The sequence below is a fragment of the Hamadaea sp. NPDC051192 genome (assembly GCF_040682475.1).
GTDB classification, from domain to species: domain Bacteria; phylum Actinomycetota; class Actinomycetes; order Mycobacteriales; family Micromonosporaceae; genus Hamadaea; species Hamadaea flava.
In genome coordinates this window covers 161,314-184,598 of the sequence record NZ_JBFBAZ010000001.1, presented here as the reverse complement: position 1 = coordinate 184,598, position 23,285 = coordinate 161,314, and the positions used below count along the sequence as shown (strand labels likewise).

Annotated in this window: 19 protein-coding genes; 10 read left to right on the top strand and 9 right to left on the bottom strand. The window is 70.1% G+C overall.

The features are described from left to right. The first annotated feature begins 7 nt into the window (after positions 1-7). The 7 genes from AB0M47_RS00850 (at position 8) to AB0M47_RS00820 (ending at position 9,906) form a co-directional block, all read left to right on the top strand. The gene (locus AB0M47_RS00850) at positions 8-919 is read left to right on the top strand and encodes a hypothetical protein (protein WP_363406201.1); all 912 of its coding nucleotides are present in this window, start codon (positions 8-10) and stop codon (positions 917-919) included. Further along, on the top strand, positions 916-1,932 hold the full coding sequence (locus tag AB0M47_RS00845) for a hypothetical protein (protein WP_363406198.1): 1,017 nt from the start codon (positions 916-918) through the stop codon (positions 1,930-1,932). The genes AB0M47_RS00850 and AB0M47_RS00845 overlap by 4 nt, the downstream gene beginning before the upstream one ends. Positions 1,933-1,936: 4 nt before the next feature. Further along, positions 1,937-3,706 (top strand): NAD+ synthase, encoded by a 1,770-nt coding sequence (locus tag AB0M47_RS00840; RefSeq protein ID WP_363406195.1) that lies wholly within the window; start codon positions 1,937-1,939, stop codon positions 3,704-3,706. A gap of 84 nt (positions 3,707-3,790) precedes the next feature. Next, positions 3,791-5,185 (top strand): trehalose-6-phosphate synthase, encoded by a 1,395-nt coding sequence (locus AB0M47_RS00835; RefSeq protein ID WP_363406192.1) that lies wholly within the window; start codon positions 3,791-3,793, stop codon positions 5,183-5,185. Then, entirely contained in the window at positions 5,185-7,737 is a 2,553-nt protein-coding gene (otsB, locus tag AB0M47_RS00830; RefSeq protein ID WP_363406189.1) for a trehalose-phosphatase, read from the top strand. The genes AB0M47_RS00835 and otsB overlap by 1 nt, the downstream gene beginning before the upstream one ends. A gap of 342 nt (positions 7,738-8,079) precedes the next feature. After that, on the top strand, positions 8,080-8,727 hold the full coding sequence (locus AB0M47_RS00825; RefSeq protein ID WP_363406186.1) for a hypothetical protein: 648 nt from the start codon (positions 8,080-8,082) through the stop codon (positions 8,725-8,727). Between the two features lie 27 nt (positions 8,728-8,754). Next, the gene (locus AB0M47_RS00820; RefSeq protein ID WP_363406183.1) at positions 8,755-9,906 is read left to right on the top strand and encodes a beta-propeller fold lactonase family protein; all 1,152 of its coding nucleotides are present in this window, start codon (positions 8,755-8,757) and stop codon (positions 9,904-9,906) included. A 1-nt stretch (position 9,907) separates the two neighbouring features. Here the strand turns inward: AB0M47_RS00820 and AB0M47_RS00815 are convergent, their stop codons facing one another. From AB0M47_RS00815 to cobC, 4 genes are read right to left on the bottom strand one after another with little or no spacing between them, the layout of a single operon-like run. Beyond that, positions 9,908-10,828, bottom strand: a complete 921-nt coding sequence (locus AB0M47_RS00815) for a polysaccharide deacetylase family protein (protein ID WP_363406180.1) — start codon at positions 10,826-10,828, stop codon at positions 9,908-9,910. A 16-nt stretch (positions 10,829-10,844) separates the two neighbouring features. After that, complete coding sequence (cobA, locus tag AB0M47_RS00810; protein WP_363406177.1) at positions 10,845-12,056, bottom strand: uroporphyrinogen-III C-methyltransferase; 1,212 nt, start codon at positions 12,054-12,056, stop codon at positions 10,845-10,847. Continuing rightward, a complete protein-coding gene (gene cobT, locus AB0M47_RS00805) occupies positions 12,053-13,102 on the bottom strand; it encodes a nicotinate-nucleotide--dimethylbenzimidazole phosphoribosyltransferase (protein ID WP_363406413.1) in 1,050 nt (349 codons plus the stop codon). The genes cobA and cobT overlap by 4 nt, the downstream gene beginning before the upstream one ends. 5 nt (positions 13,103-13,107) lie before the next feature. Then, positions 13,108-14,181 carry an Rv2231c family pyridoxal phosphate-dependent protein CobC gene (cobC, locus tag AB0M47_RS00800; protein ID WP_363406174.1) on the bottom strand — a complete coding sequence of 358 codons (1,074 nt, stop codon included), beginning with the start codon at positions 14,179-14,181 and terminating at the stop codon, positions 13,108-13,110. Between the two features lie 111 nt (positions 14,182-14,292). Between cobC and AB0M47_RS00795 the strand changes: the two genes are divergently transcribed. After that, positions 14,293-16,524 carry a transglycosylase domain-containing protein gene (locus AB0M47_RS00795; protein WP_363406171.1) on the top strand — a complete coding sequence of 744 codons (2,232 nt, stop codon included), beginning with the start codon at positions 14,293-14,295 and terminating at the stop codon, positions 16,522-16,524. A gap of 109 nt (positions 16,525-16,633) precedes the next feature. On the opposite strand, the gene AB0M47_RS00790 is transcribed toward AB0M47_RS00795, so the two are convergent. Further along, entirely contained in the window at positions 16,634-17,200 is a 567-nt protein-coding gene (locus AB0M47_RS00790; RefSeq protein ID WP_253757165.1) for a GNAT family protein, read from the bottom strand. 149 nt (positions 17,201-17,349) lie between these two features. Here AB0M47_RS00790 and AB0M47_RS00785 point away from each other — a divergent pair, with 149 nt between their 5' ends. Both AB0M47_RS00785 and AB0M47_RS00780 read left to right on the top strand, forming a co-directional pair. Beyond that, on the top strand, positions 17,350-18,153 hold the full coding sequence (locus AB0M47_RS00785; protein WP_363406168.1) for an SURF1 family protein: 804 nt from the start codon (positions 17,350-17,352) through the stop codon (positions 18,151-18,153). Between the two features lie 10 nt (positions 18,154-18,163). Beyond that, the gene (locus tag AB0M47_RS00780) at positions 18,164-18,709 is read left to right on the top strand and encodes a hypothetical protein (RefSeq protein WP_363406165.1); all 546 of its coding nucleotides are present in this window, start codon (positions 18,164-18,166) and stop codon (positions 18,707-18,709) included. 51 nt (positions 18,710-18,760) lie between these two features. On the opposite strand, the gene AB0M47_RS00775 is transcribed toward AB0M47_RS00780, so the two are convergent. From AB0M47_RS00775 to AB0M47_RS00760, 4 genes are read right to left on the bottom strand one after another with little or no spacing between them, the layout of a single operon-like run. Beyond that, positions 18,761-20,131 carry a dipeptidase gene (locus AB0M47_RS00775; protein WP_363406162.1) on the bottom strand — a complete coding sequence of 457 codons (1,371 nt, stop codon included), beginning with the start codon at positions 20,129-20,131 and terminating at the stop codon, positions 18,761-18,763. A gap of 21 nt (positions 20,132-20,152) precedes the next feature. Then, the gene (locus tag AB0M47_RS00770) at positions 20,153-20,731 is read right to left on the bottom strand and encodes an AAA family ATPase (RefSeq protein WP_363406159.1); all 579 of its coding nucleotides are present in this window, start codon (positions 20,729-20,731) and stop codon (positions 20,153-20,155) included. Then, entirely contained in the window at positions 20,728-22,257 is a 1,530-nt protein-coding gene (locus tag AB0M47_RS00765) for a cobyric acid synthase (protein ID WP_363406156.1), read from the bottom strand. The genes AB0M47_RS00770 and AB0M47_RS00765 overlap by 4 nt, the downstream gene beginning before the upstream one ends. Beyond that, positions 22,254-23,192, bottom strand: a complete 939-nt coding sequence (locus AB0M47_RS00760; protein WP_363406153.1) for a cobalamin biosynthesis protein — start codon at positions 23,190-23,192, stop codon at positions 22,254-22,256. Before AB0M47_RS00760 ends, AB0M47_RS00765 begins: the two co-directional genes overlap by 4 nt. Positions 23,193-23,285: the final 93 nt, after the last annotated feature.

Sequence of the window (23,285 nt, the reverse complement as noted above, 5' to 3'; positions counted from 1 at the left end):
GCCGGGGGTGCCCCTCACCCCCTCCTGGACCCGCAAGCTCGCCGCCATTCTGGTCGGTTCGCTCGTCGTCCCGATCGCCGTCGAGTTCCTGCTCGCGCTGATCAAGGGCGAGTCCTACAACCTCAGCCGCGCCGCCACCGTCGTCGGCGTCGTCGGCCTGATCTCCCTGGTGCTCTACCTCAGCCGGCCGTCGGCGGTCACGTTCCGGCTCAGCATGGCGGTCTTCCTCCTGGCCGCGGGGATCATGCTCGCGCTCTACGGCTTCCTCATCGCCTCGGTCGACGGCATGTTCAACGGCCGCGTCGCCCACGCCGCGGTGGGCGCGGTCTCGGTCTGCTTCGGGCTGATCGTCGGTTCCATCGGCGTGTACGCCTTCGGCGACGCGTGGCGGCAGCAGCCCGTGACGATCCCGGCGCAGCTGGACCCGGCGCGGTCGATCAACGTCAAGCGGTTCGCGAGCTACCGCCCCGAGGCGCATCAGAATCTGGCCGAGCTGTGCCGGAGCCGGTTGTCCGCCGGCGACCTGCACTACATCGCGTACTACGCCGGGCACGAATGCGTCTTCCGGGTCGACATGCTCGACGATCCCACCCTCGGGTCGTTCCACGGGCTCGTCGAGCCGCAGTCCCGGCGGGAGGCGTACGACGCGCAGGGTCCGACCGTCGAGGCGGCGCTGGAGAGCTTCAACCGCACTTTCAGCGGCCTGGACGTAGGCGTCATGATCCGGCTCGTCCTCGACGTGGAACGCGGCGCGGTCTACTACTTCGCGGTCGACCGGGACACCGGCCGCTACGTCCTGGCGGTCACGCTGGATCAGGAACAGGTCCACCGCACGGACACCAAGGTCGCCCGGCTCGTCGACGATCTCCGGCACGCACTCGGCTTCCCCCGGATGACCGAGCTGGAGCCACGCAAGTGAAACGGGCGGCGCTGCTCCTGGCCACTGCGGCGGCCGGGCTGGCGGTCGCCTGGCTCACCGGAACGCAGCCGACCGAGATCATCGCGTACGCCGCCTATCCGTACGTCACGGCGACGCTGCTGGCGGTCGGCCTCTACGGCAGCGCGTACGGGATCGACCTGACCGAAGCGCGCCGGGATCGGCGGCTCATCCTGCTCGCCGTCACGGTGGGCGTACTGGTGAAGGCGACGCTGATCGGTGTCGTGCTCGCCCTGGCCTGGCGAGACCCGCTCTTCCTGCTGCTCGGCATCGTCGTGGCACAGATCGACCCGTTGTCGGTCGCGGCGGCCCTCGGCGACGGGCGGATGTCCGGCCGCGCCCGGTCGCTGCTGGCCGCGTGGGCGTCGTTCGACGATCCGCTGACCGTCGTGCTGGCCGTCTCCGCCGCGAGCGTGGTCGGCGAGCTGCGCGGGCACCCCGGCGACAGCCTGCTCGCCGGGATCACGGCGTACGCCGTCGAACTCGGGGGCAACCTCGCCCTCGCCGCCGGCGCCTTCATCACGTACCAGTGGGGGCCGAAGCGGAACTGGTGGCGCGTGGGCCTGCTGATCCTCGCGGCGGCCGTGGCGGTGTGGCAGTTGTGGCTCCTGGCGATCGCGTTGGTCGGGTTGTTCCTGCGGCCGCGCCGGCTGGCCGCGGCCCTGCCCGCGCTGGTGAACGCCGCGCTCGCGGGCGCGGTGCTGCTGCTCGGCGCGTTGCTGATCGGCGGGGTGGACCCGCTGCGCGGGCTGACGCTGGGACTGGCCGCGTTCGTCGCGCAGTGGGTGGTGGCGGCCTGGCTGACCCGGGGGATGCCCGCGGTCGACCAGGCGCATCTCCGGCTGGCCCAGCAGAACGGGATCACCGCGATCGTGCTGGCCCTGAAGCTGGAACCGACGTTCCGGGGCGTGGTCGCGGTCGTCGCGCCGGCCATCGTGGTGACGAACGTGACGCACCTCATCGCCAACCAACGGCGGGCGGTAAAGGCACAATGAGGGCATGCCGACACTGCGCATCGCTCTGGCCCAGGTCAATTCCACCGTCGGCGACCTGACCGGCAACGCCGCCACCGTGCGCGCCTTCGCGGCGCGGGCCCACGAGTCCGGCGCCCACCTGGTCGCCTTTCCCGAGATGATGCTGACCGGCTACCCCATCGAGGACCTGACCTTCCGCGAGTCGTTCGTGCAGGCCTCGAAGGCGGCGCTGGCCAAGCTGGCCGAGGAGCTGGCCGCCGACGGGCTCGGCGAGGTGGCCGTGGTGGTCGGCTACCTGGACGCCGACGGGCCCGCCCGGCTGGGCGCCGACTCGACCGTCCGGCGCGGCCCCCGCGACTCGCTCGCGCTCCTGCACCGGGGTTCCGTCGCGGCCACCTATGACAAACACCACCTGCCCAACTACGGCGTCTTCGACGAAGACCGCTACTTCGTCCCCGGCGACACCCTCACGGTCGTGCGGGCGGTCTGGGCCGACGGCACGGCGGCCGACATCGCGCTCAGCGTCTGCGAGGACATCTGGCAGCCGGGCGGCCCCTTCACCGCCGCCGGCGCGGCCCACGCGGCCCTGGTCGTCAACATCAACGCCTCGCCCTACGAGCGCAACAAGGACGACGTACGCCTCCCGCTGGTGGCGCGGCGAGCCGTCGAGGCGGGCGCGGCGGTGGCGTACGTGAACATGATCGGCGGGCAGGACGAGCTGACCTTCGACGGCGACTCGATCATCGTCGGACCGGCCGGCGAGCTGCTCACCCGCTCGGGCCAGTTCACCGAGGAACTCCTCGTGCACGACCTGGACCTGCCCGCGGCCGACCCGGCGTGGACGCCGCCCGGCGCGGCGGCCGGGCTGTCGCTGCGACTTCAGACGCTGGCGACCTCATGGACGGAACCGGAGGGCGACCGGGCGGTGGGCGGCGTCGCCGAGCGGCTGCCGGACGAGGCCGAGGTCTGGGGCGCGCTCGTCCTGGGCCTGCGGGACTACGTCGAGAAGAACCGCTTCAAGTCCGTCGTCCTGGGTCTGTCGGGCGGCATCGACTCCTCGGTCGTCGCGGCCATCGCGGTCGACGCGCTCGGCCCGAAACGGGTCGTGGGCGTCAGCATGCCGAGCGGGTACTCGTCGGAGCACTCGAAGAGCGACGCCGTGGACCTGGCCGAACGCACCGGCCTGGACTATCGCGAACAACCCATCGCCGCGATGGTGGACGCCTTCCTCGCGAACATGACGCTGACCGGGCTGGCGGAGGAGAACCTGCAGGCCCGCGTACGCGGAGTGGTGCTGATGGCGCTGTCCAATCAGGAGGGTCACCTCGTGCTGACCACCGGCAACAAGAGCGAGCTGGCGGTCGGCTACTCGACGCTCTACGGCGACTCCGTCGGCGGATTCAACCCGCTCAAGGACGTGCCCAAGACGCTGGTCTGGCAGCTGGCCCGGTGGCGCAACACGGTCGCGCTCGGCGGGATCGCCGATCCGATCCCCGAGAACTCGATCAGCAAGCCGCCGAGCGCGGAGTTGCGGCCGGGCCAGCTCGACTCGGACAGCCTGCCGGACTACGAGCTGCTGGACGCCATCCTGGCCGGGTACGTCGACGGCGACCTGGGCCGGGACCAGCTGATCGCGGCCGGGCACGACGTGGCGTTGGTCGACCGGGTCATCCGGATGACGGACGGTGCCGAATACAAGCGCCGCCAGTCCGCTCCGGGAACGAAAATCAGCTTCAAGGCCTTCGGGCGCGACCGCCGCCTGCCGATTACCAATCGGTGGCGCGAAGGGTCCTGAGCAGCGGGTTTACCCAGACATGCGTGGGTACAAACGTCGCGTCCGGGAGAAATAGCGCAAGATCGCCACGATAGGATGCAGGTCATGACGGGACGTAGCTCGTTCGTGGTGGTCGCCAACCGACTTCCGGTCGACGAAGTGCCCGACGAGGAACGGGCCGGCGGGCGGCGCTGGCGCCGTAGCCCCGGCGGGCTCGTGACGGCGTTGCACCCGGTCCTCGTCCAACGGGACGGCACGTGGATCGGCTGGGCCGGATCAGCCGGGCCGGCGCCCGCGCCGTTCATGGTGGACGGCATCCGCCTGCACCCGGTGCCGCTCGACGCCGACGAGATCGCCCGGTACTACGAGGGCATGTCGAACTCGACGATCTGGCCGCTCTACCACGACGCGGTGGAGCCGCCGATCTTCCGGCGTCGCTGGGCCGCCTCCTACCGGGAGGTCAACGCCCGGTTCGCCGAGGCGGCCGCCCAGGTCGCCGCGCCGAACGCGACCGTCTGGGTTCAGGACTACCAGCTCCAGCTGGTCCCGGCGATGCTCCGGCAGCAGCGGCCCGACCTGCGGATCGGGTTCTTCCTGCACATCCCGTTCCCGCCGATCGAGTTGTTCATGCAGCTCCCGCAGCGGGCCGAGATCATGCGCGGGCTGCTCGGCGCCGACCTGGTCGGCTTCCAGCAGCGGCTGGCCGCCCAGAACTTCGTCCGGCTGGCCCACCACGTGCTGGGCTGCCCGGTGTCCGGCAGTGTGATCGAGTACGAGGACCGCCGCGTCAAGGCGGCGGCGTTCCCCATCTCGATCGACGTGGGCGAGATCGACCGGCTGGCCGACAACCCGTTGATCCGTACGCGCGCCGAACAGATCCGCACCGAGCTGGGCGAACCGAAGACGGTCATCCTCGGCGTGGACCGGCTCGACTACACCAAGGGCATCGAGCACCGGTTGAAGGCGTTCCGGGAGTTGCTCGCCGAGGGACGGCTGACCGTCCCCGAGACGGTGATGGTCCAGGTGGCCACGCCCAGCCGCGAGAGAGTCGAGCATTACCAAGCCCTGCGGGTGAAAGTCGAGCGTGAGGTCGGTCGGATCAACGGTGATTACGGGCGTGTCGGCGTGCCTGCTGTGCATTATCTGCACCAGTCGTACAGTCGCAGTGAACTCGCCGCGCTCTACCGCGCGGCGGACGTCATGATGGTCACTCCACTACGGGACGGCATGAACTTGGTCGCCAAGGAGTACGTCGCCGCCCGCGCGGACGCGGGCGGCGCGCTCGTCTTGAGCGAATTCGCCGGTGCCGCCTCGGAGCTTCGCCAGGCTTTCCTGTGCAACCCACATGACCTGGACGCCGTCAAGGACTCGTTGTTGCGAGCCGTACACGTTGACCCGGACGAAGCCCGCAAACGTATGTCCATCATGCAACGCCACCTACGCCGAAACGACGTGGCGCACTGGGCACGATCGTTCCTCACCGAGCTGGGCAGCCTCTAATGAACACAGCACTTTCCATCGCCGCCGCGGAGAACGTGGTCTCCGCGGACGGCTTCGACCCCGACCTCCGCCTGGCGGTCACCCGGATCGCCCGGGTGCCGCAGCTGCTTGTCGCCTGCGACTACGACGGCACCCTCGCGCCGATCGTGGAAGACCCGACCGCGGCCAAACCCCTCCCCGAGGCGGTAGCGGCCATCCGATCCCTCGCCGCCCTCCCGCAGACCACCGTCGCGGTCGTCTCCGGCCGCGCGTTGCGTGACCTCGCCGCCTTGTCGCGGCTGCCCAGTGAGGTCCATCTGGTCGGATCGCACGGCTCGGAGTTCGACGTCGGCTTCGTCCAACGTCTCGCTCCGGAGCTGGTCGCATTGCGTACGCGACTTCAGGCGGAACTCACCGCCATCTGCGTGCAGTTCCCCGGCGTACGCCTGGAGGCCAAGCCGGCGTCCATCGCCTTCCACACGCGCGGCGTCGAACCGGCGATCGCGACGGCCGCCGCCGACGCGGTGCGCAGCGGCCCGGCGTCCTGGCCGGATGTGCATGTGACGCACGGCAAGGAGGTCATCGAGCTGTCGGTGATCTCGACGCACAAGGGCACCGCGATCGACGCTCTGCGTACGCAGTTGTCGGCGAGCGCAGTGCTCTTCGTGGGCGACGACGTCACCGACGAGAACGCCTTCAAGCAGTTGCACGGGCCGGACGTCGGCATCAAGGTCGGCCCAGGTGAGACGGCCGCGCCGTATCGCGTCGCCGACCCGTTCCAGGCGGCTCGCGTACTCGGGCTGCTGCTGGAGACGCGGCGGCACTGGCTGTTCGGCGAACGGGCCGTCCCGATCGAGCGGCATTCGATGCTGGCCGACGGCAACACCGTTGCGCTCGTGACCCCGGACGCCCGGGTCTCCTGGCTCTGCCACCCGCGACCCGACTCCTCCGCGATCTTCGCCGACCTCGTCGGCGGTTCGCCGGCCGGGCACTTCACGGTCCGGCCGGAACGCGGCGGTACGCCGCTCGGGCAGCGCTACCGGCCCGGCACCATGACTGTCGAGACTCGATGGTCGGGGTTGACGGTCACGGACTGGCTGGCCGGGGACTCGCTCGTCCGGCGGATCACCGGAAACGTTCCCGCGATGCTGGAGTTCGCGCCCCGCCCCGGATTCGGCCAAGTGGCGGTGAGCCTGCAGCCCATCGGCGACGGCGGCGTCCTGGTACTGGGCTCGAACGAGCCGGCCGCGCTCTGCAGCCCCGGCGTGGACTGGGAGATCGACACCGACCGTGGGTCCGCCCGCGCCCGCGTCGACCTCGCCGCCCTCGGCGGGGAGCTGACCCTGGACCTCAAGTTCGGCTCACACGACGCGACACCGCACCCGATCCCGTCCATCGAACGGCTGGAGTCCTCCGAACGGCCGTGGCGGGACTGGGCGGGCACGCTGAAACTGCCGGCCAAGCACCGCGAACTGACCCTCCGCAGCGCACTGACCCTGCGCGGGCTCTGCCACCAGCCCACCGGCGGCATCCTCGCGGCGGCCACCACGTCGCTCCCCGAGGAGTTGGGCGGCGTACGCAACTGGGACTACCGCTACTGCTGGCTCCGTGACGCGGCCATGACGGCTCGCGCCTTGGTGGACCTGGGTTCGCTGGACGAAGCCGAGGCCTTCCTGCGCTGGGTCGACGGCTGCGTCGAGCGTACGGGCGGGCACCCGGAACGGCTGCACCCGCTCTACGGGATCGACGGCTACCCGCTCGGCCCTGAGGCGGTCATCGACACCCTCCCCGGGTACGCCGGCTCCCGGCCGGTCCGGGTGGGCAACGCCGCCGACGCCCAGCTCCAGCTCGACGTCTTCGGCCCGATCGCCGACCTCCTCGCGGCGGTCGTCGAAAAGCGCGGCAAGGTACGCGACGAGGAATGGCGAGTCCTCGAGGCGATGGTCCAGGCGGTCGAACGCCGTTGGCACGAGCCCGACCACGGCCTCTGGGAAGCCCGCATCGCGCCCCGGCACCACGTGTACTCCAAGGTCATGTGCTGGATGACGGTCGACCGCGCCATCTCGGTCGCCCGCCACCACAGCACCGCCGACCACAGCGCGTGGATCGCCCTGCGGGACAAGATCGCGGAGAACGTCCTCACCTACGGCTGGAACGAGGAAGTCCAGGCGTACTCGGTGGCGTACGGGCACCCGGAGATGGACGCGTCGTCGCTCTGGATCGGACTGTCCGGTCTGCTCGCCGACGACGATCCCCGCTTCCTGTCCACCGTGCTCGCCATCGAAGCCGACCTGCGCAGCGGCCCGGTCGTCTACCGCTACCGGTGGGACGACGGCCTGCCCGGTCGCGAAGGCGGCTTCCACATCTGCACCGCCTGGCTCATCGAGGCGTACCTGCGGACGGGCCGGCGGGCCGACGCCGAGGAACTCTTCGAGCTGATGATCGACACGGCCGGACCGACCGGGCTGCTGCCTGAACAGTACGAGCCCGACTCCGAGCGCGGGCTGGGCAACCACCCGCAGGCCTACAGCCACCTCGGCCTGATCCGCTGCGCCACCCTGCTCGACTCATAACCCGCACCGCGGCTCGTTCGGTGATCTCCGGAAGCCCGTGTACCCAACCGCTCGTGGATGAGGTACGCCGGCTTCCGGAGATCACCCGTCTCCGGCGTACAAACCGCACTTCTGACTAATAATGGGGTCCGCAGAAAAAGGCGGACCCCATTTCTTATCCACAGAATGCGGTAATGAACAGCGTTATCCACAAGCTGATTCGCGAGCAACTTGCGCGACTATTCGGCGAGGGTCTAATTTGCCCTGAGCCAGAAAAAGAGCTTGCCCCGGGTGCTTGCTTTCGCAGAGGCGGTCCCGGGGCCCATTGTGTTCAGTTTAGCCAGCACCTGGGAGGTTTCGCAAGTGCTCACCGAAGTGTGTGACGCCATCTCGCCTGCACGCATGGCAACCTACCTAAGAGCGACTGAGGGTGACGTTACTAAAGCGTTGAGTCTCTACCGCTGGAACCAGGACATCGCGGGGAGTTTTCTGCGGCCATTGTGCAATCTCGAAGTGACGCTGAGAAACTCACTCGTCGATCAACTTGAGGTCCTTGCCAGCCCGCATGAATGGTGGGAGCACCCGACGCTTCGCCAAGATTCGAAGCTCAGCGCCAGGACCGCTGAAGGAATCAGTCGGCTTCAGTTCGAGCGGCGGCCGCTGACCCGCGACACACTCGTCGCGGAGATGTCCTTCGGCTTCTGGGTCGGCCTCCTGAACTCGCAGTTCGACGTCGAACTCTGGCGCCGCGGCCTGCACCGGGCCTTCCCCCACTTCCACGGCCCACGTGGCACGCTGCGAAGCGAGCTGAAGTTCGTGCTCCATCTGCGCAACCGCATCGGGCACCACGAGCCCATTTATCACCGCCATCTCGCCGCGGACCACATCACCATCCACAAGCTTTTGGGGTACCTGTCGCCGGAGATGCGCGGATGGAGCCTGACGCAGGACCCGTTGCCCGTCCTGATCGGCGGAAACCCGGTGCCACGCCAGCGAATTGCCACCCCGTAGCCACAAATCACACATATCGTCACCAGAGTGCGTCGATACACCGCTCTCCTGCTGACCTGTGCCCTAGCGCTCCCTGCGGCCTGCGCGGAGAGCCCGAGCAAGGACACCGCCGACAACGCGGCACCGCCGGCCAGTGCCGCGAGTCCGAGCGCGAGCCCCACCAACGGCAAACTCAACGTGTACGCCGACGCGGCGGCCAATCATCTGCGCGCGGATGTGAAGGCAGACAAGGCTTTGGTCTACGTGCCGAACACGCAGAGCGACGATGTGGACGTCATCGATCCGGTCACCTACAAAGTGGTCGACCACTTCTACGGTGGCGCGGAACCGCAGCATGTCGTGCCGTCCTACGACATGCGTACGCTCTATGTGACGTCGAGCCGAGTGCCGGGCGGGTCGGTGCTGCCGATCGATCCCCGGACGGGCAAGCCCGGGAAGATCATCCCGGTGCAGGACGTCTACAACCTCTATTTCACCCCGGGTGGCCAGTACGCCTGGGTGGTGGCCGAGGCGTACCAGCGGATCGACTTCTACGACCCGAAGTCGTGGAAGCTGGTGAAGTCGGCGAGTTTCCCCCAGTGCGAGGGGATCAACCACATGGACTTCACCGTGGACGGGAAGCTCGCCCTCGCTAGTTGCGAGTTCGCCAACCGCATGGTGGTCATCGACGTCGCGACCGGCAAACTGGTCCGGGACCTGCCGCTGGATGTCGTGCCGGAGGGCATGCCGCAGGACACACGGCTGCTGCCGGACGGGTCGGCGTTCTTCACCGCCGACATGCACGCCAACGGGGTCTACGTCTTCGACGCTCAGGCGAATCGGCGTACCGGCTTCATCCCCACCGGACAGGGCGCGCACGGGATCTATTTCAGCCGGGACGGCAAGCGTGCCTTCGTCTCCAATCGCGACGAGGGCAGCATCTCGGTGCTGGACGTGGCGACCCGCAAGCCGATCACGAAGTGGCGCATCCCCGGCGGCGGCAGCCCCGACATGGGCGGGGTCTCGGCCGACGGCAAGACGTTGTGGCTGGCCGGGCGCTACCACAGCGAGGTGTACGCGATCGATGTGAACACCGGTCAGCTCCGCGCGCGCATCCCGGTGGGATCGGGTCCGCACGGGCTGCTCATCTGGCCGCAGCCGGGTCAGTACTCCTTGGGCCACACGGGCAACATCCGCTGAGCTAGACCTGCCCCGCGTGCAGCGGCTGGCTGACACCGTACAGCTTCGGCGGGTCGACGCCGGGCGGCAGCGCCTCCAGGTGGAAGCGGGTCACCAGGTTCGGCAGCACCGAGTGCAGGGCGGTGACGGTGTTCTGCCGGTTGCCGCCGCCGTCGTGCATCAACACGATCGAGCCCGGCCCGGTCTGGGTGATCACCGTCATCGCGATGCTGCGCGACGGTGGCTTCGCCCAGTCTCGCGGGTCCACCTGCCAGTGCAGCGGGCTCATCCCCAGGCGCGTCGCCGCCGCGACGACCGCCGGGGTCCAGGCCCCGCCCGGCTGGCGGAAGTAGGAGACCTTGGCCGCCGGCACCGCGCGGCGGATCGCCTCGTTGGTCCGCCTCAGGTCCGCGGTGATCGCGGCCTCGCTCCGCAGGCCCAACCCCACGTCGTGCTGCCAGCTGTGATTGCACAACGTGTGGCCTTCGGCCACGATCTCCCGGACCAACTGCGGGAACTCGGCCGCCATCAGGCCGATCACACAGAAGGTCGCCTTGATGTGGTACGCGCGGAGCAGCGACAGCACCTGTGGCGTCCATTGGGGGTCGGGCCCGTCGTCGAAGGTCAACGCGATGTCGGGATAGCCGGTGGTGACCCGGCTGCCGAACGGACCCCGGGCTTCGCGGGGCAAGGGTGGCCGACCCGGCCCGGTGATCGGCACGCGCCGGGGCGCGGGCACCGCCGCGAGCGCCGGGCCCTGGGCGACGCCGGCTTCTGTGCCTTCCTTGCTCAGCTGCTCAGCGGGTGCAGCACTGGAGCTGGGGGCGGCGTGGGGTTTGCTGCCGGTCATCCGGCCGAGGATGTGCCCGGTGCCGAGGAGGACGACGACTATGCCCGCCAGGCCGACCCACTTGATCGCCCCAAGTTTGCCTGTAGCACTCACCCACTAGTTATATCGGCTAAATATCATCAAATGGCGCAGTTCCGGACATAGGCACGGAAACGACCTCACCGATGACAGTGATGACGGGCGTACGCAGATCGGCCGCCGCAGTGGCGATCTCGGTCAGCGGAGCACGCACGACGACCTGCTGCGAGGTCGTGCCCTCCTGGATCGCCGCCGCCGGGGTCGCCGGATCACGCCCGGCCGCGATCAGAGTCGACGCGATCTCGGCCAGATGCCGGAGTCCCATCAGCACGACGATCGTGCCGCGCGACCGGCCCAACGCGGTCCAGTCGACGAGCGACTGCGCCGACGACGGGGCGAGGTGTCCGGAGACGACGGTGAACTCGTGCGTGACCCCGCGATGGGTCACCGGGATTCCGGCGACGGCGGGCACCGAGATCGCGCTGCTGACCCCGGGCACGACGACGACCGGTACGCCCGCCGCCGCGCAGGCCAGCGCCTCTTCCCCACCCCGGCCGAAGACGAACGGGTCGCCGCCCTTGAGGCGTACGACGAATCTGCCGGCGAGCGCGCGGTCGACGAGCAGGTCGTTGATGTGCTCCTGCGTCGCCGCGGCGCCGTAGGGCAGTTTGGCGACGTCGATCACCTCGACCTCGGGGCGCAGCTCGTCCAGCAGTACGCCGGGCGCGAGCCGGTCGGCGACCACCACGTCGGCCGCGTTGAGCAGTCGCCGTCCCTTGACCGTGATCAGCTCGGCGTCGCCTGGCCCGCCGCCGACGAGGGCCACCGTCCCGGGTCGCCGATCGGTGTCCGCCGAGGACGTGAGCAGGGCCGCGATCCGGTCGCGCACGTTCATCGACAGCCGGGGCGAGCCGCCGCCGAGCACTGCCACGGTCACCGGCCCGTGCCGGGTCACCGCCGGCGTCCACGCGGTCGCGGCGTGCCGGTCGTCGGCGCGTACGCAGAACACCCGCAAGTCCTCGGCGGCCGAACTCACCTGGGCGGCGGCCACCGGATCGTCCACGGCGACGTGCACCAGCCAAGCTCCGTCCAAATCGGATGGTTCGAAGGCCCGGCCGCGCCACTCGAACCGGCCCGCGTCCCGCAACCCTTGCAGGGCAGGCGTCAGCTCAGGCGCGACGACGAGCAGATCGGCACCGGCTTCCAGCAACGCCGGGATCCGGCGGGTCGCGATGGCGCCACCGCCGACGACCACTACCCGGCGGCCGTCCAGCCGCAGGCCGAGGGGATACAACGAGCTCATTTCTCCGTGACACCAGCCGAATCGAAGGTGGCCACCTCGTGCAGTACGCGTACCGCCGAGGCGACGATGGGCAGCGCGAGCAGGGCGCCGGTCCCCTCGCCGAGCCGCAGGCCGAGATCGAGCAGCGGATCGAGATCGAGGTGCGCGAGGGCGACCGCCGCCCCCGGCTCGACCGAGAGGTGACCGGCGATCAGCGCGCTCGCGGCGTCCGGCGCGAGCTCGACCGCGGCGACTGCCGCCGAGCACGCGATGACTCCGTCCAGAATCACCGGTACGCGACGCGCCGCCCCGCCGAGGATGAGCCCGGCGAGCGCGGCGTGTTCGAGGCCGCCCACCGCCGCCAGTACGCCGATCGGGTCGGCCGGATCCGGCCGGTGCAGGTCCAGCGCCTTGCGGATCACGGCGACCTTCTTGGTGTGGGTGTCGCTGTCGATGCCCGTCCCGAGGCCGGTCACGCGGCCGGGGTCGGCGCCCGTGAACGCCGAGATCAGCGCGGCGGCCGGCGTGGTGTTCGCGATGCCCATGTCGCCGGTGACGAGCACTCGCGTCCCGCCGTCGACCAGCTGATGCGCGACGGTGATGCCGACCTCGATCGCCCGCTCGGTCTCCTCGCGGGTGAGCGCGGGCTCGACGGTGAAGTCCCGGGTGCCGGGGCGTACCTTGGCCGCCACGAGCTTGGCTTCATCCGGCAGCGTCGCCGCGACACCGACATCCACCACGGTGACCTGCGCGCCGGTCTGCCGGGCGAACGCGTTGACCACCGCGCCACCGGCGACGAAGTTGGCGACCATCTGGGCGGTGACCTCCTGCGGCCACGGCGTGACGCCCTGCGCGTGGACGCCGTGGTCGCCCGCGAAGATCGCGACCGTCGCGGGATCCAGCAAGGGCGGCGGGCATACCCCGGCCAGGCCGCTGAGCCGGATCGAAAGCTCCTCCAGGGTGCCCAGCGACCCGGTCGGCTTGGTCAGGCGACCGTGGCGGGCCCGGGCGGCGTCCATCGCGGACACGTCGAGCGGCCCGATCGCGTCAACGGTCCGCCGAACCAACTCGCTCATGCTTGAAGCTCCCCTCGATCGGCCGTCAGGACCGTGCGCAGTTCCTCGACGAACGCGTCGGTGGTCGCCGTGTCACGGACGGCGACGCGTAACCAGTCCGGGCCCAGCCCGGGGAAAGTATCGCCCCGGCGGACCGCCCAGCCCCGCAGGCGCAGCTGCTCGCGTACGCGCGCGGCTCCGGTAAGGCGGACGAGCACGAACGAGGCGGCCGGGTCGCCGACCACGGCTACGCCGGGCAGCGTACGCAGGGCGCTCACCAGATGGGCGCGCTCTTCCACCAGGTGGACGGCGATCTCGTCGGCCGCCTGCCGCGCCTCGTCGCTCGAACAGGCGATCGCGGCGGCCAGCGCCGGGGTGCTCACCGGCCAGAGTGGCGCGACCGCGCGCAGTGGGGCAAGCAACTCGGGCGCGCCCAGCAGGTAGCCGATCCGCAGCCCGGCGAGCCCCCAGGTCTTCGTCAAGCTCCGCAACACCAGCAATCCGGGCAGGTCACGCCGGTGGGCCAAGCTCTCCGGCTCGCCCGGCACGGTGTCCGCGAACGCCTCGTCGACCAACAGCACCCGGCCCGGCCGGGCCAGTCGCTCCAGGGTTCGAACGGGATGCGACACAGACGTGGGATTCGTCGGGTTCCCCACCACCACCAGGTCCGCGTCGTCCGGCACGTCCGCCGGGTCCAGCACGAACGGCGGCGGCAACACGAGCCGCCGAACCTCGTGGCCCGCGGCGCGCAGCGCCGCCTCCGGCTCGGTGAACTGTGGATGCACGACTAGCGGTGTGCGTACCCCTAGGCCTTGAGCGACCAGAGTGAAAGCCTGCGCGGCGCCCGCGGTCAGGAGGACCTCGGTGCTCGCGCGGTCGTGCCGGGCCGCGACCGCCTCGCGGGCCGAGCGATCATCCGGATACGCCGAGAGGTGCGCCAGGGAATCGGCGAGCGGCGTCGCGAGCCACCCGGGCATGGGCGCGAGCCGGACGTTGACGGCGAGGTCGACGAGGTCGCCGGAGTCCGGGCCGACCTCCACATCGCCGTGATGAAGCAGATCGGGCTCGGGCGTGTTCTCGGGGTGCGGCACGTCGTTAGGAGATCACAGGGTGTTGTCGCGTAGGCGACGGAGGGCTGCTTTTCCTCGTGCCGTTTGTCGCTTTCAATCACCTCTAAGCGGGACATGTCCTACCTTGGACTGGTGATAAAGCGCACCCTCGCCGCGACCGGCCGCATGACACCGATTCTGCGAGCCGGGCTCATCTCCGGCGTCATCGTGGCCGCGGTGACGTATCCTCTGGCCGCCGTCGGCGGGCTGGGGGTGAAGTCCGGATTCGACTGGTATCAGGCATTGCCCGCGGAGTTGACGGTGCAACCGCCCGCCCAGACCACCTACGTCTACGCCAACGACGGCAAGACGCTACTGACCACGTTCTACGAGGAACATCGCAAGTACACGCCGATCAGCGAGATGTCGGAGAACATCCAGCACGCCATCGTGGCGAGCGAGGACGCCCGCTTCTACGAGCACAACGGCGTGGACGTCAAGGGCATCGCCCGGGCGTTCGTGGCGAACCACAACTCGGGCCAGGTGACCCAGGGCGCGTCGACGCTGACCATGCAGTACGTCCGGGCGACCCTGCGCGACGGCGCGCAGACCCCGGCCGAGGTGCAGCAGGCGACCGAGCAGACCAGCGGCCGTAAGATCCGCGAGATCCGGCTGGCGATCGCGCTCGAGAAGCAGATGTCCAAGCAGGAGATCCTGGAGCGCTACTTGAACGTGGCCTACTTCGGGCACCGCGCGTACGGCGTCTTCGCGGCGTCGCAGATCTTCTTCTCGAAGACGCCGAAGGCGCTGACCCCGACCGAGGCGGCGACGCTGGCCGGCCTGGTGCAGGCGCCCTCGCTCTACGATCCGGCCGCCTCCAACCAACGGGCCGCCACCGAACGACGCAACTACGTGCTGCAGCGGATGTCCGATCTCGGCTATCTGTCCGCGGACGAGGCGAAGCAGGCGGCCAGTCAGCCGATCAAGCTGAAGATCACCAACCCGCCGAACGACTGCATCTCGATCGCGCCGAAGATCAACAGCATGGGGTACTTCTGCGACTTCTTCAAGTCGTGGTGGATGTCGCAGCCGGCGTTCGGCAACAACCCGGCCGAACGCGAGGCCAAGCTGCGTCGCGGCGGCTATCGCGTGGTGACCTCCATCGATCCCAAGGTGCAGGCGGCGGCGCAGAAGAACGTGCTCGCCAACGTCAGCAAGAGCAACCCGTACGCCCACGGCGTCGTGCTCGTGCAACCGCGTACCGGCATGGTCAAGGCGATGGGCCTGAACCGCACGTACTCCTTGGACCAGAAGAACAACGGCACCAATACCGACTGGAACAAGGCGGGCAAGATCCCGGGCACCTACCCGAACACGGTGAACCCGCTCAACGGCGGCGGCTTCAACGGCGCGGGCTACCAGGCGGGTTCGACGTTCAAGATGTTCACCCTGCTGGCGGCGTTGCAGGCCGGCTTCAAGATGAACCAGTCGTACTACTCACCGCAGCGCCTGGTCTCGAAGTACTGGGCCGGCTGGGGCGAACGCGGCTCGTGCGCGGGCGGCCGGTGGTGCCCGACGAACGCCAGCGGCTCGATGACCGGTACGCAGAACATGTGGACCGGCTTCGGGAAGTCCGTCAACACGTACTTCGTGCAGCTGGAGCAGGCAGTCGGCTCCGACGCGGTGGTACGCATGGCGGAGAGCCTCGGACTGTCCTGGCACAACGACATCGACGACATGATGGCGACCTACCCGCGGAGCAAGACGTGGGGCGCGTTCACCCTGGGCGTCGCCGACACCACGCCGCTGGAGATGGCCACGGCGTACGCCGCGGTCGCCGGGGACGGCCTCTACTGCGAGGCGCTTCCGGTGCAGTCGATCACCAACCCGGACGGCACAGCGACGACCTGGACCAACGAACAGGGCCAGACCGTCGAGGTCGCCGCACCGCGCTGCAAGCAGGTCGTACGCCCAGAGGTCGCCCACGCGGCCACCGACGCCGCCCGCTGCGTCACCGGATACGGGGCCTCGAAGGGCGGCTGCGGAAGCTGGAACACCACGGGCGGCAGCGTCTACAACATGATCGGCCGTCCGATCGCGGGCAAGACCGGTACCACCGACGACACCCGCGCGGCCTGGTTCGTGGGCTTCACGCCCGAGCTCGCCGCGGCGAGCTTCATGGCCGACCCGGACAATCCGTTCCACGCCGTCGGCGACTGGAACTACAACATTCCACTTCAGGCGGTGGCCTGGACGCTGCGGGACGCGTTGAAGGGCCAGCCGATCCGGTACTTCACGCCGCCGCCGACGTCGATCCTGGGCAAGGGGACCTACGTGGCCGCGCCACAGGACTCCGCACCCAAGAAGAAGAACCGCCGCCGCTAGCCGCCTCTGGACGCCTTTGGGCACTGGATCAGGGTTCTGGGTCGAATCTTGCACCAAGATTCGACCCAGAACCCTGATCTGCTCGGGACGCCTGACTTCTCGGTAGGTCCTACTTGAGGTCGGCGGCGACGAGCGACCACACTTCGAGGTCTACCCGGCCGCTGTGCACGAACCCGGCGTTGCGCATGAGGCCCTCGTAGGTGAAGCCGGCCTTCTCCGCCACCCGGCGGGAGGCCAGGTTGCCCGGGGCGACCCGCAGCTCGACCCGCTGGAAGCCGTGTTCGAGCAGGAGCGCCAGGCTGAGCGCGTCGACCGCCTCGGGGGCGAAGCCGAATCCGCGCATGTCGGAGGCGACGGCGTAGGAGACCTCGGTCACCCGGGACGCCCAGTCGGTGCGCTTGGTCCACAGCGAGCCGACCAGTGCGCCGTCTTCGCGCCGGACGATCCCGTAGTGATCGCCCGCACCGCTGTCACGGCGTTCGGTGGCCAACTCGGTACACCAGGCCCGCCCCTCGATCTGCCCGAACTCCTTCGGGAACGGCAGCCACCGCTGAACCAGTTTGTCGGCGAAGATCTCGCCGACCGGCTTGGCGTCGTCCGCCTCGAGGGGGCGTACGTCGAGCCGGGGGGTGGCTACCGTCAGGGTGGGGAAGCGCCGCACCGCAACTTCCGACATGCTGACTCCGATCGCTCGGCGAGCCCGGGTTGCCCAGGGCCAAGGGGCACCTTACCCAATGTTCTGTCGCGATGCCGCTCTTCGTGCTGGACGCCCGCTGACAAGATGCTCCCAATCGGTGATCGCCCGCACATGGGTACGCTCACCTGGTGCGTACTGTGCTGACCGCCCGTTGGCTGGGGCTCTTCGTCGTGGCGTTGGCCCTGGCCGCGATCATGGTGTTCCTCGGCCGTTGGCAGCTCGACCGCTATGAGCTGAGGTCGGCGGTGAACGATCGCATCGCCGCGGGTGAATCCGGCGAGCCGGTCCCGGCGACCTCGATCCTGCCGCGTCCCGAAGGGGGCGCCGGCACAGTCGGCGCGCGTACGCCGGACGAGGTCACCTGGCGCCGAGTGTCCGTGACGGGCGTCTACGACAGTGCCCGTGAGCTGCTGGTACGCAACCGCACCGGGCAGGGTCAGGCCGGGTTCGAGGTGGTCACGCCGCTCGTCCAGGCGGACGGGACGGCCGTGCTGATCGACCGTGGCTGGATTCCGGCCAACCCCAAGGGCCCGACCCTGGCGCCGGATGTTCCCGCCGCGCCCACCGGCACCGTCACGGTGGTCGGCCGGGTGCATCCCTCCGAGAGTGGCGGGACCGACACGGTCACGGTGGACGGCAAGACGGAGATCCGCCGCATCGCCACCGGGCCGATCGCGCGCTACCTCAACCAGTACGCCGTCTACGACGCGTACGTGCTGGCGGTCGACGGCACGCCCGGCGTGACGGCCGCTCCGGTCGGGGTCCCGACGCAGAACGCCTGGCAGAACGCGGCGTACGTGGTGCAGTGGTGGCTGTTCGCCGGGCTGACCCTCGTCGGCTTCGTCTACCTGCTGCGCAAGGAGATCAGCCAGCCGGCGTCCGGGCCGGGCGATCGGGTGACGGGTTCCCGAGAGGCTGCACCCGTCCCCTAACCTGGTGGCCATGACCGTCTCGGAGCCGGATCCCACCCCGGTCGACCCCTTCATGACGACGCACGCCATGCCGCCGGCCCTTCCGGCGGAACCCGCGTATCCGGCGTATCCACCCGCGGAGCAGGCGTATCACTACGCCGAGCCGGTGTCTCCGGTCGCTCCGCCGCCGATGGAAGCCGCGCCGCCGGCCGTCCCAGCGCCGCCGCTGCCGATCGTGGCCCGGGTCGGCGAGATCTCGGTCAGCTCGACGACGATCTACACGCCGACGGGCGAGATGCCGCTCCGCGGTTCGCAGTGGGTCGTGACCGACCAGTGGCAGGCGCACTCGAAGATCCCGGTCTGGGCCATCGTGCTGTGCATCCTGACGTTCTTCTGCATCCCGATCTTCAACTTCCTGTTCCTGCTGGCCAAGGAGACCTACTACACCGGCATGGTGGTGGTCAGCGTGACGAGCGCGGGGCGGCACTACGTGGCCCGCATCCCCGTGAACAGCCAGGTGCAGGTCGCCAACCTGCAGAGCCAGGTGAACTACATCCGGTCCCTGGCGGCACTCTGAGCGAGTGCGGGCGGGCCCGAGGGCCCGCCCGCGTACCTCCAGCTCAGTAGCTCACAGCGCGGCGACGTTGCGCAGCAGCAGCGCCTCGGCCAGGCAGACCTTGGCGAACTCGCCCAGGTGGAGGCTCTCGTTCGGGCCGTGCGCCTTGGCGTACGGGTCCTCGACGCCGGTGACCAGCACGGACGCCCCCGGGAACGCCTCGGTGAAGGTGGCGATGAACGGGATCGAGCCGCCGACGCCGATGTCCACCGGCTCGGTGCCGTCCCAGGCCTCCCGGAACGCGGCGCGGGCGGCGTCGTAGGCCGGGCCGGTCGCGTCGATGACGATCGGGTCGCCGTCGTGCTCGAAGGTCACCTCGACGTGGGCGCCCCACGACACGTGCTTCTCCAGGTGCGCCTTCATGATCTCGTACGCCCGCTTGCGATCGTCGCCCGGCGCGAGCCGAATGCTGATCTTGGCCTTGGCCGTCGGGACGATGGCGTTGGGCGCTTCGCCGGTACGCGGGGCGTCGACACCGAGGATCGCGATGGACGGCTTGGTCCACAGGCGCTCGACGATACGCCCGGTGCCGATGAACTCGACTCCCTCGAGCAGCCCGGTCTCCTCGCGGAACCGGTCCTCCGGGTAGTCCAGCGGCGCGGCGGCGGTCGAGACCAGCCCTTCGACGGCCACGTCGCCGTTGTCGTCGTGGAGCGTGGTGAGCAGCCGCGACAGCGTCATCAGCGCGTCCGGCACCGCACCGCCGGCCATGCCGGAGTGCACGGCCTGCTTGAGCACCTTGACCTCGACGAACATGTTCACGATGCCGCGCAGCGAAGTGGTCAGCGCCGGGACGCCGATGTCCCAGTTGCCCGAGTCGGCGATCACGATGACGTCGCTGCGCAACGTCTCCTTGTATGCCTCCAGCAGCGCCGGCAGCGAGGCGGAGCCGAACTCCTCCTCGCCCTCGACGAAGACGACGACGCCCACCGGCAGCCGGTCGTCGGCCGTGCCGGAGCCGAACGCCCGCAGCGCCGCGACGTGGGCCAGCACACCCGCCTTGTCGTCGGCGCAGCCGCGGCCGTAGAGCCGCCCGTCCCGCTCCACCGGCTCGAACGGGTCGCTCTCCCAGAGCGACAGGTCGCCGACGGGCTGGACATCGTGGTGGGCGTAGAGCAGGACGGTCGGCGCGCCGGGCGGGGCCGGCTTGACGCCGATCACGGCCGGGTGCCCGTCGCCGATCCGGGCGATCTGGGTGTCCAGGCCGCAGCCGCGCAGCAGCTCCGCGACCGCCTCGGCGGAGCGCTCGAGCGGGGTGAAGTCGAATCCGTCGAAGGCGATGCCCGGGATGCGGGCCAGCCGCTCCAGGTCCGCGCGAACACCGGGGAGCTCGCGCTCCACCGCCGCGCGCAGCTCCTCGACGCTGAGGGTGGGTGTGGTCATGGCCTTGATCCTAACGACCCGTCAGATCGTGATCAGGACATCCACCAGGTCGGCCGTCCGGTCCGCGGTGAAGTGACCGGCCTCGCGCGCCTTCCACACGCGCAGGAACGGCATCGCCTCGGCCGGGTCCCGGGCTCGCAATCGCTCCCAGGCCAAATCATCTGGTACGCCGAGGAAAACCGTCAGGTCGGCGAGCTGCCGCATGGCGGCGCGCCCGGTCGAGACGCCTTCGACGAGGACGACGTCGACCGGATGCACCACGGTGACCTCGTCGACGAAGCGTTCCTCGATCCAGTCGTACCGGTGATAGCGGCCGGCCGCGCCCCGACCCAGTGGCAGGAGCACCTCCCGCTCCAGCCGGTCCCAGAAGGTGAACTGGTCGTCCCACCCGTCGAGCAGGTCGTCGGTATGCACGAGGTCGACCGAGGCGCCCCGTTCGAGCAGGGCGGTGCCCAGTTCCCCGGCGAACGTCGTCTTGCCCGCGCCGCTCTGCCCGTCGATCGCGACGATCCTCGTCCGCCCCGAGCGCGGTTCCTTGGCCAGGATCTCGTCGGCGACCTCAGCCGCGGTACGCCGATCGAGGCGGCGTACGTCGCTCACGGCGTGGCTCCTGATGCCGCTCCGGGGGCAATGGCCGGAAGGCCGGCGGGCGGACCCTGCTCGATCAGCCGCCAGAGCGCGTCGGTGTCGAGATGGGCCTCGACCAGGTCACCGAGACGGTCCACAGTGGCCTGCCGGACCGCGGCGAAGTCGGTGTCCGGGGCGGGTTCGAAGCCGTCCCGGCCGGCCAGCCCGGCCGCCAGCCGTAGGAAGCGCCGGCGGAACTCGTCCGACTCGAACGCGCCGTGCCAGTGCGTACCGAAGACCGGCCCGGCGCTGACCCCGTCGTCGCCGACGAACGGCGAAAGCCGCCCGATCCGGCTGATCCGGCCGTGGTGGATCTCGTAGCCGCGTACCTCGGCGTCGAGCGCCCTCCCGACCGGCCGGCCCAGCACCTTGCGGGGAGCGAACTCCACGTCGACGTCGAGCAGCCCGAGCCCGGCGACCTCCCCCGCTCGGCTCTCTACGTCGTCGCGGATGGTCCGGGCGAGCATCTGGTAGCCGCCGCAGATGCCGAGCACCGGCCGGCCGGCCGCGGCGTGCGCCAGCACCGCGTCGGCCAGCCCGGTCTCGCGAAGCCAGGCGAGGTCGGCGACCGTGGACTTCGAGCCCGGCAGCACGACGAGATCAGCCGCCGCGACCTCCGCCGGTTCGGCGGTGAACCGGACGGCGACGCCCGGCTCGACGGCCAGCGCCTCGGCGTCGGTGGCGTTGGAGACCCGGGGCAGCCGCACGACCGCCACCCGCAGCCACTGCTCCCCACGCGGCGCGGCCGGACGGCCCAGCACCCGCCCGTACGCGAGCGAGTCCTCGGCGTCCAGCCAGAGGTCCAGGTCGAACGGCAGGGTGCCGAGCACCGGCCGCCCGGTGAGCTGCTCCAGCGTGCGGAGCCCCGGCGCCAGTAGATCGAGTGAGCCCCGGAACTTGTTCACGATGAAACCCGAGAGCAATGCCTGGTCGGCCGCGTCCAGCAGGGCGAGAGTGCCGTAGAACGAGGCGAAGACGCCGCCGCGATCGATGTCGCCGACGACCACGACCGGCAGCCCGGCTTGCCGGGCCAGGCCCATGTTCACGAAATCCGCGTCCCGCAGGTTGATCTCGGCCGGGCTGCCCGCGCCTTCGCAGACCACGACCTCGTACTCCGCCCGGAGTTCGGCCAGCGTGGCGAAGGCGGTCTCGGCCAGTCTCGGCTTGAGGGACCGGAAGTTCTCGGCGGTGATGTGGTCGACCGCGTCCCCGAGCAGGACCACCTGACTGGACAGGTCGCTGCCGGGCTTCAGCAGGACCGGATTGAACCGGACATCGGGTTCGAGCCCGCACGCGGCGGCCTGCAACGCCTGCGCCCGGCCGATTTCTCCGCCTGTCCCGTCGGCCCGGATGGCGATCGCCGAGTTGTTCGACATGTTCTGCGCCTTGAACGGGGCGACCTTCACCCCGCGCCGGGCCAGCCAGCGGCAGATCCCGGCGGTGACCACGCTCTTGCCCGCGTCCGACGTCGTGCCGGCGACGAGCAGTCCGTGGCTCATCGCGCCCGCCGCGCGAGGCGGGTCACGACGGCCACGCCGAGCGCGGCCAGCCCCACCGCCCCGCTCAGCTTCGCCGCCCGTCGCGCGTCTGCTGCCGCGGGCTTGCCGCCGTCGCCGAGCGAGGGGCGTACCTCGGTCCGTCCGAAGTAGACGTTCTCGCCGCCGAGCGTCACGTCGAGGGCGCCGGCGAACGCCGCCTCGCACTGGCCCGAGTTGGGCGACGGATGCTTCCCGCCGTCCCGCTGCCAGACCTGCCACGTACGCCGGGTTCCCCCGCCGACGACGGGCGCGGCGATCGAGGTCAGCAGGGCGGTCAAGCGGGACGGAATCAGGTTCGCGGCGTCGTCGAGTTTCGCGGCGGCGGTCCCGAAGTCGGCGTACCGCTGAGATTTGTGACCCACCATGGCATCGAGCGTGTTGACGGCGCGATAGCCGACGAGGCCGGGAAGACCCGCGACCGCGCCCCACACGAGTGGGGCGACCACGGCGTCGGAGGTGTTCTCGGCCACCGACTCGACGGTGGCCCGTGCCAGGTCGCTCTCGTCCAACGCGGCCGGATCGCGACCGCACAGGTGGGTGATGCGATCGCGCGAGGCTTCGAGGTCGCCGGCTTCGAGCGAGTCCGCCATCGCCGCCGCCTCCCGCCGCAGCGACCGCCCTCCGAGCACCGCCCAGGTGGTCGCCGTGACGAGCGCGAACCGAGCCAGCGGCCGCTTCCGGGTCATCCGGTTCGCCACGATCGCCGCCACCACCGGTACGCCCACGGCCGCCGCCGTGAAGATCGCCCCGTCGGCGCGGCTGGGCGCGTAGAGCAGGCGCTCCAGGGTCCCAGCGGCCTTGCCGTACCCGGCCACTGGATGGAACCGGCGCGGATCGCCCAGCAGAGCGTCCAACGCGTATCCGGCCGCCATCCCCGCGGCGTCGACCTCGCGCACTCGAACCTCCTGACCATGGTGTGCCACTCGTGATCAGCCTAAAGCCGCCCCCGGTACGCCCAGCGCCCAGTACTCCCAGCGCCCAGTACGCCC

Coding starts and splice junctions, on each gene's coding strand:
- AB0M47_RS00840 (WP_363406195.1), top strand. CDS start 1,937: ATGCCGACACTGCGCATCGCTCTGGCCCAGGTCAATTCCACCGTCGGC.
- AB0M47_RS00835 (WP_363406192.1), top strand. CDS start 3,791: ATGACGGGACGTAGCTCGTTCGTGGTGGTCGCCAACCGACTTCCGGTC.
- otsB (WP_363406189.1), top strand. CDS start 5,185: ATGAACACAGCACTTTCCATCGCCGCCGCGGAGAACGTGGTCTCCGCG.
- cobA (WP_363406177.1), bottom strand. CDS start 12,056: ATGAGCTCGTTGTATCCCCTCGGCCTGCGGCTGGACGGCCGCCGGGTA.
- AB0M47_RS00790 (WP_253757165.1), bottom strand. CDS start 17,200: ATGTCGGAAGTTGCGGTGCGGCGCTTCCCCACCCTGACGGTAGCCACC.
- AB0M47_RS00780 (WP_363406165.1), top strand. CDS start 18,164: ATGACCGTCTCGGAGCCGGATCCCACCCCGGTCGACCCCTTCATGACG.
- AB0M47_RS00775 (WP_363406162.1), bottom strand. CDS start 20,131: ATGACCACACCCACCCTCAGCGTCGAGGAGCTGCGCGCGGCGGTGGAG.
- AB0M47_RS00765 (WP_363406156.1), bottom strand. CDS start 22,257: ATGAGCCACGGACTGCTCGTCGCCGGCACGACGTCGGACGCGGGCAAG.